At 61.4% G+C, this 16307-nt stretch carries 10 protein-coding genes and 1 tRNA gene; 5 read left to right on the top strand and 6 right to left on the bottom strand.

The genetic code is table 11. The annotated features are described in order from the left end of the window. Positions 1-4 precede the first annotated feature (4 nt). From lolA to RO07_RS07125, 4 genes are all read left to right on the top strand, one after another. Positions 5-655 carry an outer membrane lipoprotein chaperone LolA gene (gene lolA / locus RO07_RS07110; RefSeq protein ID WP_039409311.1) on the top strand — a complete coding sequence of 217 codons (651 nt, stop codon included), beginning with the start codon at positions 5-7 and terminating at the stop codon, positions 653-655. A gap of 138 nt (positions 656-793) precedes the next feature. Further along, positions 794-2200 (top strand): replication-associated recombination protein A, encoded by a 1407-nt coding sequence (locus RO07_RS07115; protein WP_084072489.1) that lies wholly within the window; start codon positions 794-796, stop codon positions 2198-2200. A gap of 212 nt (positions 2201-2412) precedes the next feature. Continuing rightward, entirely contained in the window at positions 2413-3717 is a 1305-nt protein-coding gene (gene serS / locus RO07_RS07120; RefSeq protein ID WP_039409314.1) for a serine--tRNA ligase, read from the top strand. 103 nt (positions 3718-3820) lie between these two features. Continuing rightward, positions 3821-3911, top strand: a tRNA-Ser gene (locus RO07_RS07125). A gap of 1428 nt (positions 3912-5339) precedes the next feature. Here the strand turns inward: RO07_RS07125 and RO07_RS07130 are convergent. The 5 genes from RO07_RS07130 to RO07_RS07155 form a co-directional block, all read right to left on the bottom strand. Then, the gene (locus RO07_RS07130) at positions 5340-5861 is read right to left on the bottom strand and encodes a prolyl-tRNA synthetase associated domain-containing protein (RefSeq protein ID WP_052267087.1); all 522 of its coding nucleotides are present in this window, start codon (positions 5859-5861) and stop codon (positions 5340-5342) included. A gap of 56 nt (positions 5862-5917) precedes the next feature. Further along, positions 5918-7330, bottom strand: coding sequence for an aspartate ammonia-lyase (locus RO07_RS07135; protein WP_084072491.1), 1413 nt, complete (start codon positions 7328-7330; stop codon positions 5918-5920). Next, positions 7323-8306 (bottom strand): LysR family transcriptional regulator, encoded by a 984-nt coding sequence (locus RO07_RS07140; protein ID WP_039409317.1) that lies wholly within the window; start codon positions 8304-8306, stop codon positions 7323-7325. Before RO07_RS07140 ends, RO07_RS07135 begins: the two co-directional genes overlap by 8 nt. Before the next feature lie 22 nt (positions 8307-8328). Continuing rightward, a complete protein-coding gene (locus RO07_RS07145; RefSeq protein WP_084072492.1) occupies positions 8329-9765 on the bottom strand; it encodes an MFS transporter in 1437 nt (478 codons plus the stop codon). Between the two features lie 1170 nt (positions 9766-10935). Beyond that, positions 10936-11745 (bottom strand): hypothetical protein, encoded by an 810-nt coding sequence (locus tag RO07_RS07155; RefSeq protein ID WP_039409323.1) that lies wholly within the window; start codon positions 11743-11745, stop codon positions 10936-10938. Between the two features lie 1038 nt (positions 11746-12783). Here RO07_RS07155 and RO07_RS07160 point away from each other — a divergent pair. After that, positions 12784-14661: a hypothetical protein gene (locus tag RO07_RS07160; RefSeq protein WP_147284534.1), complete on the top strand. Its 1878-nt coding sequence runs from the start codon at positions 12784-12786 to the stop codon at positions 14659-14661. A gap of 252 nt (positions 14662-14913) precedes the next feature. Here the strand turns inward: RO07_RS07160 and RO07_RS26515 are convergent, their stop codons facing one another. After that, a complete protein-coding gene (locus RO07_RS26515) occupies positions 14914-16269 on the bottom strand; it encodes a hypothetical protein (RefSeq protein ID WP_237171392.1) in 1356 nt (451 codons plus the stop codon). Positions 16270-16307: the final 38 nt, after the last annotated feature.

Consider the following 16307-nt stretch of genomic DNA (forward strand, 5'->3'; position numbering starts at 1 on the left):
GATCATGCTGGGATTCAAGCGCGGTTTGCCGCTCATGGCGGGTGTTGTTGGTGTGACGATGGCGGCGCTGGTCGCGCCCGCGTATGCGAGCGGCACCGCGCAGCTCAAGGCATTTGCCGCGCAGGTGAAGTCGGCGCGTGGCGAGTTCGAGCAAAAGCAGGTGAAGGCGCAGAAGGACGGCAACGTGTCGGTGGCGAACACGTCTTCCGGAACCTTCGAGTTCTCGCGTCCGGGCCGCTTCATCTGGCGGTACGTGAAGCCGTACGACCAGCTTCTGCAGGCTGATGGCGAAACGCTCTACATCTACGACAAGGATCTGAACCAGGTGACCGAGCGCAAGCTGGGCGCCTCGCTGGGCGCGAGTCCGGCGGCAATCCTGTTCGGCAGCAACGACATCGAGAAGAATTTCACGCTCAAGGATGCCGGCGTGAAGAACGGCATCGACTGGGTCGAGTTGCGGCCGAAGTCGCAGGACACGCAGTTCCAGCGCGTGGGCATCGGTTTTCGCGACGGCACGCTGGCGGCCATGGAACTCTATGATGCGTTCGGCAACGTGACGTTGCTCTCCTTCGACAAGATCCAGAAGAACCCGCCGATGTCGCCGGATAACTTCAAGTTCACGATGCCCAAGGGGGCGGACCTGATCAAGGGCTGACCGGTGCCGACTGTTGGCCGGGCTTCGCTGCCGGTCTGCGCCGAAGGGCTTGCCGGCTGCGCCGCCGCCGGGCTGGCATAATGAGGCATCTGATGATCCGTATGCGGCCGGGGCTTCCCGGCCGCGCTGCTTGAAGACATGCCAGACGACACCCCCCTGTCGGCTTCGGTGCCATTGGCCGAGCGCCTGCGCCCACATACCATTGACGACGTGATTGGCCAGCGCCACTTGCTGGGCAAGGGGAAACCTTTGCGCGTGGCGTTCGAGGCCGGGCGGCCGCACTCGATGATTCTGTGGGGCCCTCCCGGTGTGGGCAAGACCACGCTCGCGCGGCTCATGGCCGACGCTTTCAAGGCCTATTTCATTGCGCTGTCCGCCGTGCTTTCGGGGGTGAAGGACATTCGCGACGCGGTCGAAGCGGCGCAGATCCAGCGTGGACAGGGCAGGCAGACGGTGGTGTTCGTCGACGAGGTGCACCGTTTCAACAAGGCGCAGCAGGACGCGTTCCTGCCGCATGTCGAATCGGGCCTGTTCATCTTCGTTGGCGCGACGACGGAGAACCCGTCGTTCGAAGTGAATGGGGCATTGCTCTCGCGTGCAGCGGTGTACGTGCTCAAGAGTCTGAACGACGAAGAGCTCGGCGAGATGGTCGCGCGCGCGGCGCACGAATTGGGCGATATCGCGTTCACGGACGAGGCGCGTCGGGGGCTGATCGATTCGGCTGACGGAGACGGTCGCAAGCTGCTCAACAACGTGGAGATCGTGGCGCAAGCGGCGACGTCGCAAGGGCTCGATACCATCGACGAAGCGTTGCTGGCGAGCGTGCTCGCCGAGAATCTGCGTCGCTTCGACAAGGGCGGCGATGCGTTTTACGACCAGATCAGCGCGTTGCACAAGTCGGTGCGCGGCAGTTCGCCGGACGGTGCGTTGTACTGGTTCTGCCGCATGCTCGACGGCGGCGCGGATCCGCGCTATCTCGCGCGCCGCATCGTTCGCATGGCGTGGGAGGACATCGGGCTGGCCGATCCGCGTGCGGCGCGCATTGCACTGGATGCGGCCGAGACGTACGAGCGGCTCGGCACACCGGAAGGCGAGCTGGCGTTGGCTCAGGCCATTCTCTATCTTGCCGCGGCGCCCAAGTCGAACGCGGGCTATAACGCCTACAATCAGGCGCGGGCGTTCGTCGGCAAGGACAAGTCGCGCGCGGTGCCGATCCATCTCCGCAACGCGCCGACGAAGCTGATGAAGGAGCTTGGCTACGGGCACGAGTACCGCTACGCCCACGACGAGCCGGATGCTTACGCTGCGGGCGAGACGTACTTCCCCGACGACTTGCGCGCACAGAACTGGTACCGTCCGGTGCCGCGCGGGCTGGAGGGCAAGATCGGCGAGAAGCTCAACTGGCTGAAGTCGCTCGATGCCGAGTGGCGTCGTGCGAATGCCAAGGGGCGCCAGCCCGAAGCCGCTGGAAAGTCCGGTGGTGCGGGCGCGGCATCTTCCGGAAAGGCGCCACCGGCAGAACCTTCCGACGGCGAGTCAGCCTGATTCGCCGGAGATGCGAGCGCCGGTTTCGCCGGCCTTCGGGCGTCGTCTGGCGATGGCATTGCGCGTCGCCGGGCGAAATCCGACGAAATCGCGGTGAGCGTTTGGTAAAATCTCCGCTTTGATGCTGTTCTGCGCGCCATGCGGGCGCGGCGGACGGCCACAACGAATTCCATGGCCCACGCGTGTGGGCCGCTAACGACAGACATCCCACCATGCTCGACATTCAACTTCTTCGCAAGGATCTCGATGGCGTTGCGGCGCGACTGAAGACGCGCGGCTACACGCTGGACGTGGCGACGTTCGCCGCGCTCGAGGCGGAGCGCAAGCAGATCCAGACGCAAACCGAGGAGCTGCAGGCGCGTCGCAATGCGCTCTCGAAGCAGGTCGGCATGAAGAAGGGCAAGGGCGAGGATGCCTCGGCCGAGATCGCCGAAGTCGGCGGCATTGCCGATACGCTCAAGGCATCGTCGGTACGTCTCGAGGAAATCCAGGCGCGTCTGTCGGAGTTGCTGCTCGGCGTGCCGAACCTGCCGCACGAGAGCGTGCCGGTCGGCGCGGACGAGACGCAGAATGTGGAGGTGCGTCGCTGGGGCACGCCGCGCGAGTTCGACTTCGCGCCGCGCGATCACGTGGAGCTTGGCGCGAAGCTGGGTTTGGATTTCGACGCCGCGGCGAAGCTCGCTGGCGCACGTTTCTCGGTGATGAGGGGTGGGATTGCGCGGCTGCATCGTGCGCTGGCGCAGTTCATGATCGACACGCACACGTGGGAGCACGGCTACACGGAAATGTACGTGCCGTACATCGTGAATGCGGCGTCGATGCGCGGCACGGGCCAGTTGCCGAAGTTCGAGGACGATCTGTTCAAGGTGCCGCGCAAGGTCGGCGGTGAGGATGGCGAGCGCATCGAGAACTTCTATCTGATTCCGACGGCGGAAGTGTCGTTGACGAATCTCGTACGTGACGAGTTGCTGGCCGCCGATCAGGTGCCGATGCACATGGTGGCGCATACGCCGTGCTTCCGCTCGGAGGCGGGCAGCTATGGCAAGGACACGCGCGGCATGATTCGTCAGCATCAGTTCGACAAGGTCGAGCTGGTGCACGTGGTGCGTCCGGAAGAGTCGTACGACACGCTGGAGAAGCTGGTCGGGCATGCCGAAGCGATCCTGCAGAAGCTGAAGCTGCCGTACCGCACGATTGTGCTGTGCACGGGCGACATGGGTTTCGGCAGTGCGAAGACGTACGACATGGAAGTGTGGATTCCGGCGCAGAATACTTACCGCGAGATTTCGTCGTGTTCGAACATGGAGAACTTCCAGGCACGCCGGATGCAGGCGCGTTATCGCAATGCACAGGGCAAGCCGGAGCTGGTGCATACGCTCAACGGCTCGGGGCTGGCGGTGGGGCGTGCGTTGGTCGCGGTGCTGGAGAACTATCAGAACGCCGATGGTTCGGTGACGGTGCCCGACGTGCTGCGTCCGTACATGGGCGGTATCGAGCGTCTTGCGCCGGCTGCGTAAAAAAATCTTGAAAAGGGGGTTGGCAGCGGGAGAAATTCCGCTATAATCTCTTTCTCGCTGCTTGAGGCCACTCAGGCGGCGAACCAAAGCAGAAAGAACGCTTGGAGAGGTGGCAGAGTGGTCGAATGCGCCGGACTCGAAATCCGGTATACGGTTATACCGTATCGTGGGTTCGAATCCCACCCTCTCCGCCAAGATCCTTATGCTGCTTGACTCTAAGGCCGGTTATCCGGCCTTTTTGTTTTCTTGTGCCCCAAAACTCCGGTGAGTTTGTGCCCAAATTGTGGCCGAGCTTGCGTGCTCAGCCAGATGGTCAGGGGCAAGGTGGGCATAGCGTAAAACCCTCTTATAGCTAGACCATCCTCCCATCTCCATCACGGCTTGCAACGGCATTGCGTTTTGGACGTGCCAACTAGCCAAGTATGGCGCAAGTCGTGGAATCTAAAATCAGTGATCTCCGCGAGTAAGTCGCATGCATTTTTCAACTCGGCTTTGAGCTGTTACAACGACTTCATGCGTCGCCACCTCGACGGGCAAATCTCTTTGCCTGCGCACGGCACCGCAACCCCAACGGGTGATCTTGGCTCAACCGGCCAAGTCAGTTATGACGGCCGCACTACACAGGGCGGTGCAACGTCCAGACCACCTGAATCGACTACCACGTCGCCTATCTGGAAAACGAGCAACGCAAGAGGTTCATTAGCGCTGAAACGATGCGGCTGCGCGGGGGAAACAACGCCGAAGTCAGATCTGTGTTGAATAACCGGCAGACTCGTATCAGGATTTCGCACCTCGGCTTCATATTCCGGATCGGAAATGATGGCATTCCGGTACGCCAGTTTCGGCAGCGCAAACGATCACTAGCCGTGTCCCCGATGCGCTCAAGCGCAACAACCGCCGAGGTGCCCGCGTGCACCAATTTCGGGCGACGCTACGCATAATAGGCGGACGGCCGCAAGGAAGAATGTCCGCAACGGACAGAACGGCATGGCACATCGCAACGCAGGAGCGCGCTGCCGCGGTTGCGTTTATCGCGACAACTGAAGCCTCCTGAAGCCCAATCTGCCTCCAGCGCCGGCTCGCCGAAGTGCTCCTCGTACTAGGTCCTGCTTTCGCACTTCCCTGTTATTGCTGTTAAATAGTTGCTTCTCAGAATCAGAATATTCTTATATGCGCGGGGGATTGCGATCTCAATAATAAAATCGATGGCTCTATTTTTGGAGTCATCTTGGTTTACTTGCATGAAGAAAAATCGTTAACTTTAATTAAATGGGGTCTTTATGAGAAAAACGATTTGTCTTGCTATTTGTCTTTTTCCAATCGCAGCCTTTTCCACCTACGGTAGGAGTAACGAGGAGGCTAACAAGATGATCTGCGAGGAGAGTAAAGCGAAAGCGGATCGGATATGCGAAAAGAATCCAAATTCGGTAGAGTGCTTTTTGAATAGATTTATTGAGCGATTTAATTGCAAATTCACGAGCATTAAGTGAAATAACTTTCACGACTCAATTTTTATGTGGAGTTTTTTGGGGGGATTATATTCCCCGTTTTTTTGCATCCGCGGAATCATACTTAACGTACGCATACTGCGACATGCCCCCTGACGGGCCGCCTGCTCAAAATTACGCATCCTGCCTGGCACAGCCGGAAAACCATTCGACCGGATGCTCGACGTGGCGCAAAAACTCATCGAGACCGTGCCGGGAGAGCGAGACACTCGCATTGTTTTCGAGCGGATGAAACAGAAAGTTGTCTTCATCTCGGAGTTCCGCATCGATGACCAGACGCACCCGGCCGGCCTTGTCATTGACGAGCGCAAGCGGGCTCAGCGATCCCGAACGAATACCGAGCAGTTCGAGCAGTTTGTCCGCAGAGGCAAACGAGAGACGTTTGCTGCCCAGTGCGTCAGCGAGTTCAACGAGGTTGAGCGATTTCGTGGCGGTCGTGACGACGAGAAAGTAATTGTCCTTCTTGTTCTGCAGAAGCAGATTCTTGCATCGAGCCCCCGTTAAGGACAGCGTCAACAGGCCAGACTCGGACATATTGAACACCGAGCTGTGCTCCTCGCAGGTAAACGGAATATCCCATTTTTCGAGCAGTCCTAGAACCTCATCTTTTCCCAGCATGTGTCCGTTCTTGTTCATCTCTGGTCGGGCCGCCCCCGATCCCACTTCAGGGCCGGCCCTCATTCGTCTAAAAGTCAGGCATCGAATACCGGGTGCGACGCATTCCGAATAGCCGCGATAGCGTCATCCCGCGAAAGCAGTCCGGACTCGTCCAGAATCGCCATCAGCGACCGGCCTTCGGCCACGGATTGCCGTGCAAGCTTGCTCACGCGGGCGTAGCCGATCTGCGGCACCAGCGCCGTGGCGACGGCCATTGAATCCAGAAGATGTTGCTCGTTGCGCCCCGCATCCGCTTCGATCCCGCTCACGCATTTCTCGCCGAAACGCTGAATCCCATTCTTGAGCAGCGTAATACTGTCAAAGACGCGAGAGGCCACGACCGGCTCGAAATGATTGATCTCCAGTTCGCCGTACTGTACCGCTTGCGCGACTGCGACATCGTTGCCGACGACCGCGAAGCTCAACTGGATCATTGCCATCGGCAAGACCGGATTCACCTTGCCTGGCATGATCGACGAGCCTGCCTGTGCTTCCGGCAGCTTCAATTCGCCGAGTCCGCCAACGGGCCCGGAGGACAACACGGTCAGATCGGAGGCGATCTTCGCAAGCGACACCGCACAGGTGCGCAATTCTGCCGAGACGCGCGAGAACACATCCATGTTCTGCATCGCGTCGAACGGATCGACCGGCGCTTCATAGGCGATCCCGGTCACGTCGCGAAGATGCGCGTACACCGCTGCCCGATAACCCGCCGGCGCGCCGAAGCCGGTGCCGATTGCCGTGCCACCGAGCGGCAGCGTACGAAGCTTCCCGCGCACCGTGCTCAGTTCCCCGGCCAAGCGTGTGGTCAGGGAGGCGTAACCCCCGAAGCGCTGCCCCAGACGCATCGGTTGAGCGTCTTGCAGACAGGTCCGACCGAGGTGAAGGATGTCGGCAAACTCCACTGCCTTGTTGCCGAAGAGACCCGCGAGTTTTTCGAGCTCATCGACGAGCGAGCCGAGCATCGTGTAAGTGGCGATCTTCAGGGCGGCGGGATACGCGTCGTTGGTCGACTGAGAGCGGTTGACATGGTCATTCGGGTGAATGATTTCGTAGCTCCCGGCGGCATGACCGAGGATTTGCTGCGCACGATTCGCGATGACTTCGTTGAAGTTCATATTGGTCGACGTGCCGCCGGAACCCTCCATGAGGTCGACCACCAGCGAATCGTCGAACTTTCCTTCGATCACTTCCTTGCATGCCGCGACGATCGCATCACACTGCTCGCCGGTGACGACCTCGTTGTCACGATTCGCCAACGCTGCCGCCCACTTCACCTGCGCGAACGCGTCGCGAAACGCCGGATAGTGGGCAATGCTCAGCGGTGACACCGTGAGGTTGTCGACACCGCGAACCGTGTTCACGCCATAAAGCTTGTCACCGGAAATGGCGACTTCGCCCACGTAGTCGCGTTCGATTCGGGGATTGCTTCGATCAGGCCTATTCATAGAGATTTCTTCCGCCAACGGTAATGAGTTTTTCGATGTCTCCGCCGAGCGCAGCGAGCCTCGGCAGAAAAGAGGTTTCGATGACTTCGCGTGCCGTGTCGCAGGCGTCATCGAAGAAAACGTTGTATTCGTCCCGTCGCGCCACGAGGTATAGCGCGCGCTCCAGTCCCAGGTTCTCCACGACGTGCGCACGCACGTTGCTCGCATGCGCCACCCCCTGAAGGAGGCACATCGGGGAGGTGATGGCCCAGCCTATGCCTTCCGCCACCATCGAGGTCAACGCGTCGGCGTTGTCCAGTTCGAGACGGGCGGGCGCGCGGATCTCGATGCGCCGGAGATATCGCTCGATCTGCATGCCCACCTGCGACATCCGGTTGAACCTCACGATCGGCATGCTGCTGTTCAGCGTGCGCAGGTCGTCGATCGTCTTCACGGACGCCTTGAGGGATTTCGGCGTTATCACAAAGTAGCGTTCGGAGAACAGCTTGTATCGCACGATGTCGTTGGCATCGATCAGCGGATCGCTCGTGACGATCAGATCCAGATCGCGGCGCAGCAGCGCTTCGCCCTGTTGAGGGCTCAGGCCTGTGCGGATCGACAACTGGGTCACCTTGTCGAGGAGCTTCTTGGTGAAGACCGACCCGCAGGTGGAGGCGAACGAATCGACCAGCCCGATGCGCAAGTCGGGTTTGATGCCGCGTCCGGCTTCGACGACCTGCGCCTTGAGGTTCGCGATCTCCTCGCGCAACACGGCACCGCGATTTCTCAGCGCGATGCCGAAGGGCGTCAACGCTATCGGCCGCGTCGTCCGATTCACCAGCACGACACCCAGTTCTTCTTCCAACTGCCGAATGATCTGCGACACGCCGGACTGCGATATCCCCATTCGCGCCGCCGCGGCGGACATGCTTCCTTCCTCCGCGACGGCGACGAAGACCTGCACCGCGTGCATATCAATGGGCTTGTTCGATGGCATGTGCAGTCCTCACGTGGGCGTCCTATATTCGGCCATTATGGACGTCGCCCGGCGAGCACGCGTTCGCGGCAGAGCCGGCGGACGATGCCGACGTCGCAAGCATTGCATCATTGCGTCCAGCAGCGGCGCCCCGGTCATCCGTAGCGCTGTCGGACTGGACGTCGGCAAGATTCTCGCCGCCCGTTTCCGGCGCCATGAAGTGGCAGAACACCCCGCCGAACAGCAGTACCGCGACGCATGCGGCCAATGCCGAGTGGATACCGACCTGTTGGACGGCGATGGGCAGCAGGAACGTGCTGATGGCTGAGCCGAAGCGGCTCGAAGCCACCGCGAGGCCGACGCCCGAGGCGCGAAGATGCGTCGGGAAGAGCTCGGGCGGATACACGAACTCGAGGTTCGCGGCGGCCGACAGAACGCAGGCGAAGAAGCCGAAGATCAACATCGTGCCGATCGGACCGAAGCTTCCGTAGGTCAGTACCGCGAGACCGAGTGCGGCAAGATAGAAGGTCCCGAGCAGGAACGTGCGACGCGAAATCCGATCGATCAACAGCAGTCCGATCACGGCGCCGGCCAGAAGCAGGATGTTGTAGACCAGCCCACCAACGAACTTGTCGGTGACATGCAGCGCTTCGAGCACTTTCGGCGCGAACGTGCCCAAGGCGAAGTAGGGGATCACCTGGCAGGTGTAGAAAACGCAGCCGACCAACGTATTTCGGCGCCAGCGGGGCGAGAACAATTGCGACCAAACTCGCACCTGCCGCTGGTGCGCTGCCGTTGTCGTCATCGCAAGCGTGACGTCAGGGCCGAACCTGCGGCGAACGATGGCCAGGGCTTCGTCGCCGCGTCCGCGTTTCATGAGCCACATCGGCGATTCGGGCACGATCAGACGGAACGGGAGAATGAGCAAAGCAGGGACGCCGCTCACTGCGAGCATGATCCGCCACGCGTCGGGGCCCATATCGCGCATCGTGAAGCCTGCGAGATAGGCGCCCACGTAACCGGCCGCCCAGGCCGCCGCGAGCACGCTGAGCAGCCGACCACGGTATCGGCGCGGCGAATATTCGGTCACCAGCGACTTGCTCACGACGTAGTCGGCGCCGAGGATGAGGCCGAGCAGGAGGCGCAGCACCAACAATTGCGAGGGCGACGTCACGAAATACTGCGCGGCCGAGACGACGGCAAAGAGCAACATGTCCCACGCGAAAATCGTCCTGCGACCATACTTGTCCGCGATGGGGCCGGCGAACATGCTGCCGAAAAACAGTCCCGCGAGCGATGCGGCGCCGAGCAGGCCCATCCAAAGCGCATCGAGATGTAGCGGTCCGGCCGCCATGCTCACCGCGATACCGATAATGCCGAGTACGAAGCCATCGCTGAACTGACCGCCTGTCCCGCTGAATGCCACGCCCACATGGAATGGGCGAAGAGGCAAGTCTTCGAGTAATACCTGTTTGCTCACGTCTGTCTCCTGTCTCCGGTATGGCGCTCAATCGGTGCGCCTTGAAAACCAGTGTAGAGGGACGAGTTCAATAAAACAGCGGGTCGATCGACAGTATCAGGAATATTAATACTGCACTCTAGTGAGGCTGAAATTGGGGGGCTTGGCAGCGTCTGAATGGCAGCCGGATGTACGAATGGAATGTTCACCGTGCTCGGTTAGAGAGCACTACCGCCGGCTTCGCCTGATGGGAAACCATCGAATCAATGAACGATCGCGCTCTTGGAGATGCTGTCCTTCAAAGAACGCGCGTTTGCTATGCGTCAGCTGCGCGAAGCCGGTTCTCGCAGAGTCGGGTCGGGCTGCCTTCTGCACGGGGTAATTTCGCACTGCCGCAGCCCGGACATTGTTCTGCCTGGTCAGACCATCGAGCCTCACCTGCCCTGGATCTACCACTTCCGCAACATGGCGCTGGTAGTCCTGCTCGGGTTGAGCCGGTCTTCGCCGCGCTGGGTCAGGTGGCCGTCTGCGCGAAGGTAATGTCTCAGTGCTGCCGCCGGGATATTTTCCTGTCTGGCCACACCGTCGAGCCCACCCGCGGCTTCAATCCCCTCCCGACCGCGGACCCTCCACATCTGCAGCATGGCGTTGGTGACCATGTCCCTGCCCGTGCCGAGCCGGTCTTCGCCGCGCTGGGGGAGGCCGCTGTCTGCACGAACGTAATTTGCCGGCGCCGCTACCGGGACATTGTCCCGCCCGGTGACTGTACCGTTGGGCCTACCCACGGCCTCGGCTTGGTCGAGGACAAGCCACGTGGCGTCGGCGATCTCCGCATTCCCGCCCGATGCGCCGGTTCCTCGTCGAGGGATTTTGGCCGAGGGCGGCGTTGAAACGGCATCCTCTCTATCGCTTGCGTGTGGTGCTGAACGCTTTTCCGCTCCGCTGTTCGAGGTGATTCGCAGCGATGCGAGGGAAAATGGTCGTTGAGTCGAGCTCGACGGTATGTCGGGCCAATCATCGGCCTGACGCACCGCCTGCACATTGGCAGCCAGTGCTGCAGGCGGGGGTGCGTTCCGTCGAGGCTGCCCCGACGTTGACGCCATCACTGGCGGCTGGGGGCGCGTGGCTCCAATGCTGGGAACTTGTTGGTCCATGACTTCACGTCTTCAATGGTCTTGGGGGCATTCTCGTTCACACAGGTCGCGCGTCAGCCGCGCGGAGCCGCTTCTCACCGTGCCGGGTCAGGCTGCCGTCTTCACGAAGATAATGTCTTATTGCCCAAGGCGGGACATCGGCCCGCCTAGCCAGTCCGCTGAGCCCGCCCGCGGCCTCGATCCCCGCCGGGCCGAGGGTCACCCACTTCTGCAACATGGCGTTGGTGATCTCCGCGCGGCTGCGCAGGTAGAGGCGCTCTTCGCCGTGCCGGGTCAGGCGCCCGTCTTCACGAAGGCAACTTCGCAACTCCGTCTCCGAGACATTGGTTAGCGTGGCCAGACCGTCGAGCCCGCCCACATCCTCGAGTCCATCGGGGCCGAGGTACGTCCACTGTCGCAACATGGTGTTGGTGATCTCCGCTTGGCTGCGCAGGTTGAGGTGATCTTTGCCGCGCCGGGTCAGGCTGCCGTCTTCACGAAGGTAACTTCGCACCATCGCAGCCGGGACATTGTCCTGCTTGGCCAGGCCATCGAGCCCACCCGCAGCCTCGATCCTCTCAGGGCCGAGGCGTGCCCACCGTCGTATCAAGGTGTTGGTGATCCCCCCGTGGCAGTCAGGGTAGAGCATGTTTTCGCCGATCGGGGTCAGGCGGCCATCTTTACGAAGGTAATGTCGCAGTGCCGCCGCTGGGACGTTGACCAGCCTCGCCAGACCGTCGAGCCCACCTGCGACCTCAAACTCCTCCCGATCGAGCTCCGCCAACAGCCGCAACATGGTGGGGGTGATCTTCGCTTTCCCGCCCGAGACACCAGTCTCTTGTCGAGGGATTTGGGCCGGGAACGGCATTGAAACAGCATCCTCTCTGTCGCTCGCGTTCTGGGGTGATGAACGTCGTTCCGATTCGCTGTTCGAGGCGATCCTCAGTGATGCGAGGGACAGTGGTCGTTGGGTCGAGCTCGACGGCATGTCGGGCCACTCATCGGCCTGACGCACCGCGCACACATTGGCAGCCAACGCGGTGGGCGGGTGTGCACTCTGTCGAGGCTGCGCCGATGTTGACGCCACCGCTGGGGACTGAGAGCGCGGGGCTCCAAGACTGGGGAGTGGATCCATGGCTTCACATGATAGAAATTTCTGAGATCGTGATTCACTGTCGCATGGTCTCGCCGTTCGCGCTTTCATGAATCGCTCAGTGCGCGGTGTGTTCGGCCGGTTGGCTTCCGTTACGGTAAGCAGTGCTGAACGAGTCGATGTGAACCAGAAGCTGCGGCTATGTAATCAGGGGAGAGGACCGACGGCGACAAACCGCTATTCGCCGCCTTTCTCGTGGGTAGTCGCCCGATGCTCACGCGTTGACTGCGTTTTGTCACAACACATTTTCTGGCGGCCTCGGTTTTCGACTGAGTGAATTTAATTCCAGCATCGCTTACCGCGACAGAACTTATCCAGCCGGGCACGTCGCGCACTGAGCGATTCATGAAAGCGCGGATGGCGAGACCATGAGACAGTCAATCGCGATCGCAAAAATCTCTGTCATGTGAAGCCATGGATTCACTTCTCAGCCTTGGAGCCACGCGCTCTCAGCCGCCAGCGGCTGCGTCAGCGTCGGGGCAGCCTCGCCAGAATGCACGGCCGCCAACGCCGTTGGCTGCCGATGTGCGTGCAGTGCATCAAGCCGATGGGGAGGCCGCCATACCGTCGAGCTCGGCCCAACGACCGCTTTCCCCCGCAACACCGGAAATCATCTCGAACCAGGGAACGGAAAAGCGTTCAGCACCACAGGACGTCAGCAGTGGAATGGATGCCGATTCAATGCCACCCCCAGCCAAAATCCCTCGACAGGAGACTGGTGCGTCGGGCACGAAAGCGAGGATCACCGACGCCATGTTGCAGTTATGGGGGGGCCTCGGTGCCATGGGGATTAAGGCCGCGGGCGGGCTCGACGGTCTGGCCAGACAGGCCAACGTTTCGGAGCCGGCACTGCGAAGTTACCTTCGTGCGGACGGCCGCCTGACCCAGCGCGGCGAAGACCGACTCAACCCGGACAAGAGAGCGAAGATCACTGGTGCCATGTTGCAGGAGTGGAAGGGTCTCGGCCCGGCGGGGATCAAGGCCGCGGGTGGGCTCGGCGGTGTGGCCAGGCGGGCCAATGTCCCGGCGGCAGCGCTGAAAAATTACCTTCGTGCCGACGGCAGCCTGACCCAGATCGGCGAAGAACGGCTCAACCCGGACGGGAAAGTGAAAATCACCAACGTCATGTTGCAGAAGTTGAGGGATCTCGGCCCGGCGGGGATCAAGACCGTGGGCGGGCTCGGCGGCGTGGCCAGGCGGGATAATGTCCCGGTTAGAGCCCTGCGAAGCTACCTTCGCGCAGACGGCAGCCTGACTCAGCGTGGCGAGGACCGGCTTACCCCGGGCAGGAAAGCGAAGATCACCAACGCCCTGTTACAGAAGTGGAAGGCCCTCGGTGAGACGGGGATCGAGGCCGCGGGTGGGCTCGACGGCGTGGCCAGGCGTGACAATGTCACGGCTACGGCACTGAAACACTACCTTCGTGCCGACGGCAGCCTGACCCAGCGCGGCGAAGACCGGCTCAACCCCGCCCCGGGCAGGAAAGCGAAGATCACTAACGCCCTGTTGCAGAAGTGGAAGGCCCTCGGCGAGACGGGGATCGAGGCCGCGGGTGGGCTCGACGGCGTGGCCAGGGAGGACAATGTCCCGGCTGGAGCGCTGAAAAACTACCTTCGCGCAGACGGCCGCCTGTCCAAGCGCGGCGAAGACCGGATCAACCCCGCCCTGAACGGGCAAGCGAAGATCACCGACGCCATGTTGCAGAAATGGAAGGACCTCGGCCGGGCGGGGATCGAGGCCGCGGGTGGGCTCGACGGCCTGGCCAGGCAGGACAATGTCCCGGCTGGGGCGCTGAAAAATTACCTTCACGCAGACGGCAGCCTGACCCAGACCGGCGAAGACAGGCTCAACCCGCGCAGGCAAGCGAAGGTCACCGACGCCATGCTGCAGTTATGGAGGACGCTCGGCCGGGCGGGGATTGAGGCCGCGGGTGGGCTCGACGGCCTGGCCAGGCGGAGCAATGTCCCGGCTGTGGCACTGAAACACTACCTTCGTGCCGACGGCAGCCTGAGCCGGCGCGGCGAAGACCGGCTCAACCCGATCAGGAAGGCGAAGATTACCGATGCCATGTTGCAGAAGTGGAAGGACCTCGGCCGGGCGGGGATTGATGCCGCGGGTGGGCTCGACGGCCTGGCCAGACAGGCCAATGTCCCGGTCGCGGCACTGAAACACTACCTTCGTGCAAATGGCCGCCTGAGCCAGCGCGGCGAAGACCGGCTGAGCCCGGTCGGGAAAGCGAAGATCACCGACGCCATGTTGCAGAAGTGGAAGACCCTCGGCAAGGCGGGGATTGAGGCTGCGGGTGGACTCGACGGCCTGGCCAGGCAGGACCATGTCCCGGCTGTGGCACTGAAAAATTACCTTCATGCGGACGGCCGCCTGAGCCAGCGCGGCGAAGACCGGCTGAGCCCGGCCGGGAAAGCGAAGATCACGGACGCCCTGTTACAGAAGTGGAAGGACCTCGGCAAAGCGGGGATTGATGCCGCGGGTGGGCTCAATGGTGTGGCCAGACGAGACAATGTCCGGGCTGGGGCGCTAAAAAATTACCTTTATGCCGACGGCAGCCTGACTCCACTCGGCGAGAGCCGGCTCCGCAAGGCTGGCGAGGTTCATGTGACTGGCAATGCTTAAAATATTTTTGGTATCCTATATATTTCATTCTGCTGAACCGCAGCTTTTCCGACAACGCTCGACGCATTGAATAGCGGGACGGCGGCTCAGGGCGTCTCCATCTGCTCAGCCAGTTGTACGCGGAGGCAGAAAGCCGCTTGTCGGAAATCGCTCGATTCGCCGACGCAGCCTACGTCGCAGGATTCGCCTGCGAGCGCCGCTACGATGCGCTGAGGCCAAAAGAGGGTATGAACCGACCTCCTTGGCAAAACGCTAACCTGCATCTTGTGGGGCGATTTTCACCAGCAGGCTCAATCCCATTGCGGTTAGCTTGCCTTCTGCCGTTACATATTTACGTACTGCAAAGGGACTCAGGCCGAGCCTTTGCGTCCACGCCTGCCGGTCAAACGGGCCGCCGCTGGCCAGTTCCTCGCGCAGCGCCAGCAGGTCTCGCGGTTCCACGATCCTCATGACAGGCGTCGGGTGCGGAGGAGCGGCTGGCTCCCGGAGTTTTTTTGCATCTTTCCAAACCGTGCCCTGGGGCACTGCGTATCTGTCGGCAAACGCTGACACACTAAACGGGCGGTTACTGTCCACCTCGGACTTTAGCACTTGCCAATAGTCAGTCTCCAGGCGCACGTTGGACCTTACGGCTTTCCCTTTGATCCTGCTCAACCTTAACTTTGCCAGGGGCCTCAGTTCTGCCTTCCGCGTGTCCCAGTCGACCACACGCACATAAGCGCCTACCGAACGCTTGTTCAGGCCGTGCCGTCGCGCAAACTCTGCCGTGTTGAACGAGCGGTGGCTGTCCACCTCGGCCTCCAGCGCCAGAAGGACGTCATCCCCGATCTTGGTGGAACTGGCACTCTCTCCGGCAATCCGAGCCAGTCTTTTGCGGGCGGGCACCGTCAGGTCATTGTGAAGCACGTAATAATCCAACTGAGGCTTGTTCACTCCTAGCGCTTTCGCAAGTTCCCCCTTGTTGAGCAGCTGGCCGGTGGTCTGCGCCGCCTGGACGGCAGACTGGATAGCGAGCAGCGTTTCGTCGTTGACCGTCTTGCTGGTTTTTGGGGGAGGAGGCGTTACGTTGGTTACGTTGGCGGTTAGCTCGCTGTCGGCGCGCGAGGGGGCGGCGCGTTTTCGCTCTGCGCGAGCACCGGGGGAAGGTTGCCGCTGGACTGAGTCCGACGTCCTGTCGGTCGACGCCTCGGTATTGGCGTACGTCGTTGGTTTGGACGGCGTCATGGCCGGCGGGTCCGGTGCGGCATCCCTATCGGTCAGCATCCATTCGCGGATCGGCGCGGGTGCTTCAGGGGACGGTGATGGCACGTCGTTCAGTGCTTGGGCATCGACGCCCCGCTCCAAGCTCTCTTGAATAGCCTCAAACCTATCCAATAGTTGCGATGTCCCGGGAGACGGCGGCTGTCTGAGGAAGTCCAGCAAGGCATCCGTCATCTCGGTGTGGACACGCGCTTGCGTTCGCCCGCCTGCCTGATTCGCCTGGTGAACTGAGCGCACATTGGCGCCGACGGGAGCCGGCTGCGTTGATGTTGACGTCAACGGGTTCACGTTTCCCGGAGGCAGTTCGGTGACCGTCGTCGTTCTGAGGGGCGACAGGAGTTGACTCAAACTCGACGGCGTTCGGGACCACCCGTTATCCCGACGCA

The sequence above is a fragment of the Pandoraea pulmonicola genome, from assembly GCF_000815105.2.
GTDB lineage: Bacteria > Pseudomonadota > Gammaproteobacteria > Burkholderiales > Burkholderiaceae > Pandoraea > Pandoraea pulmonicola.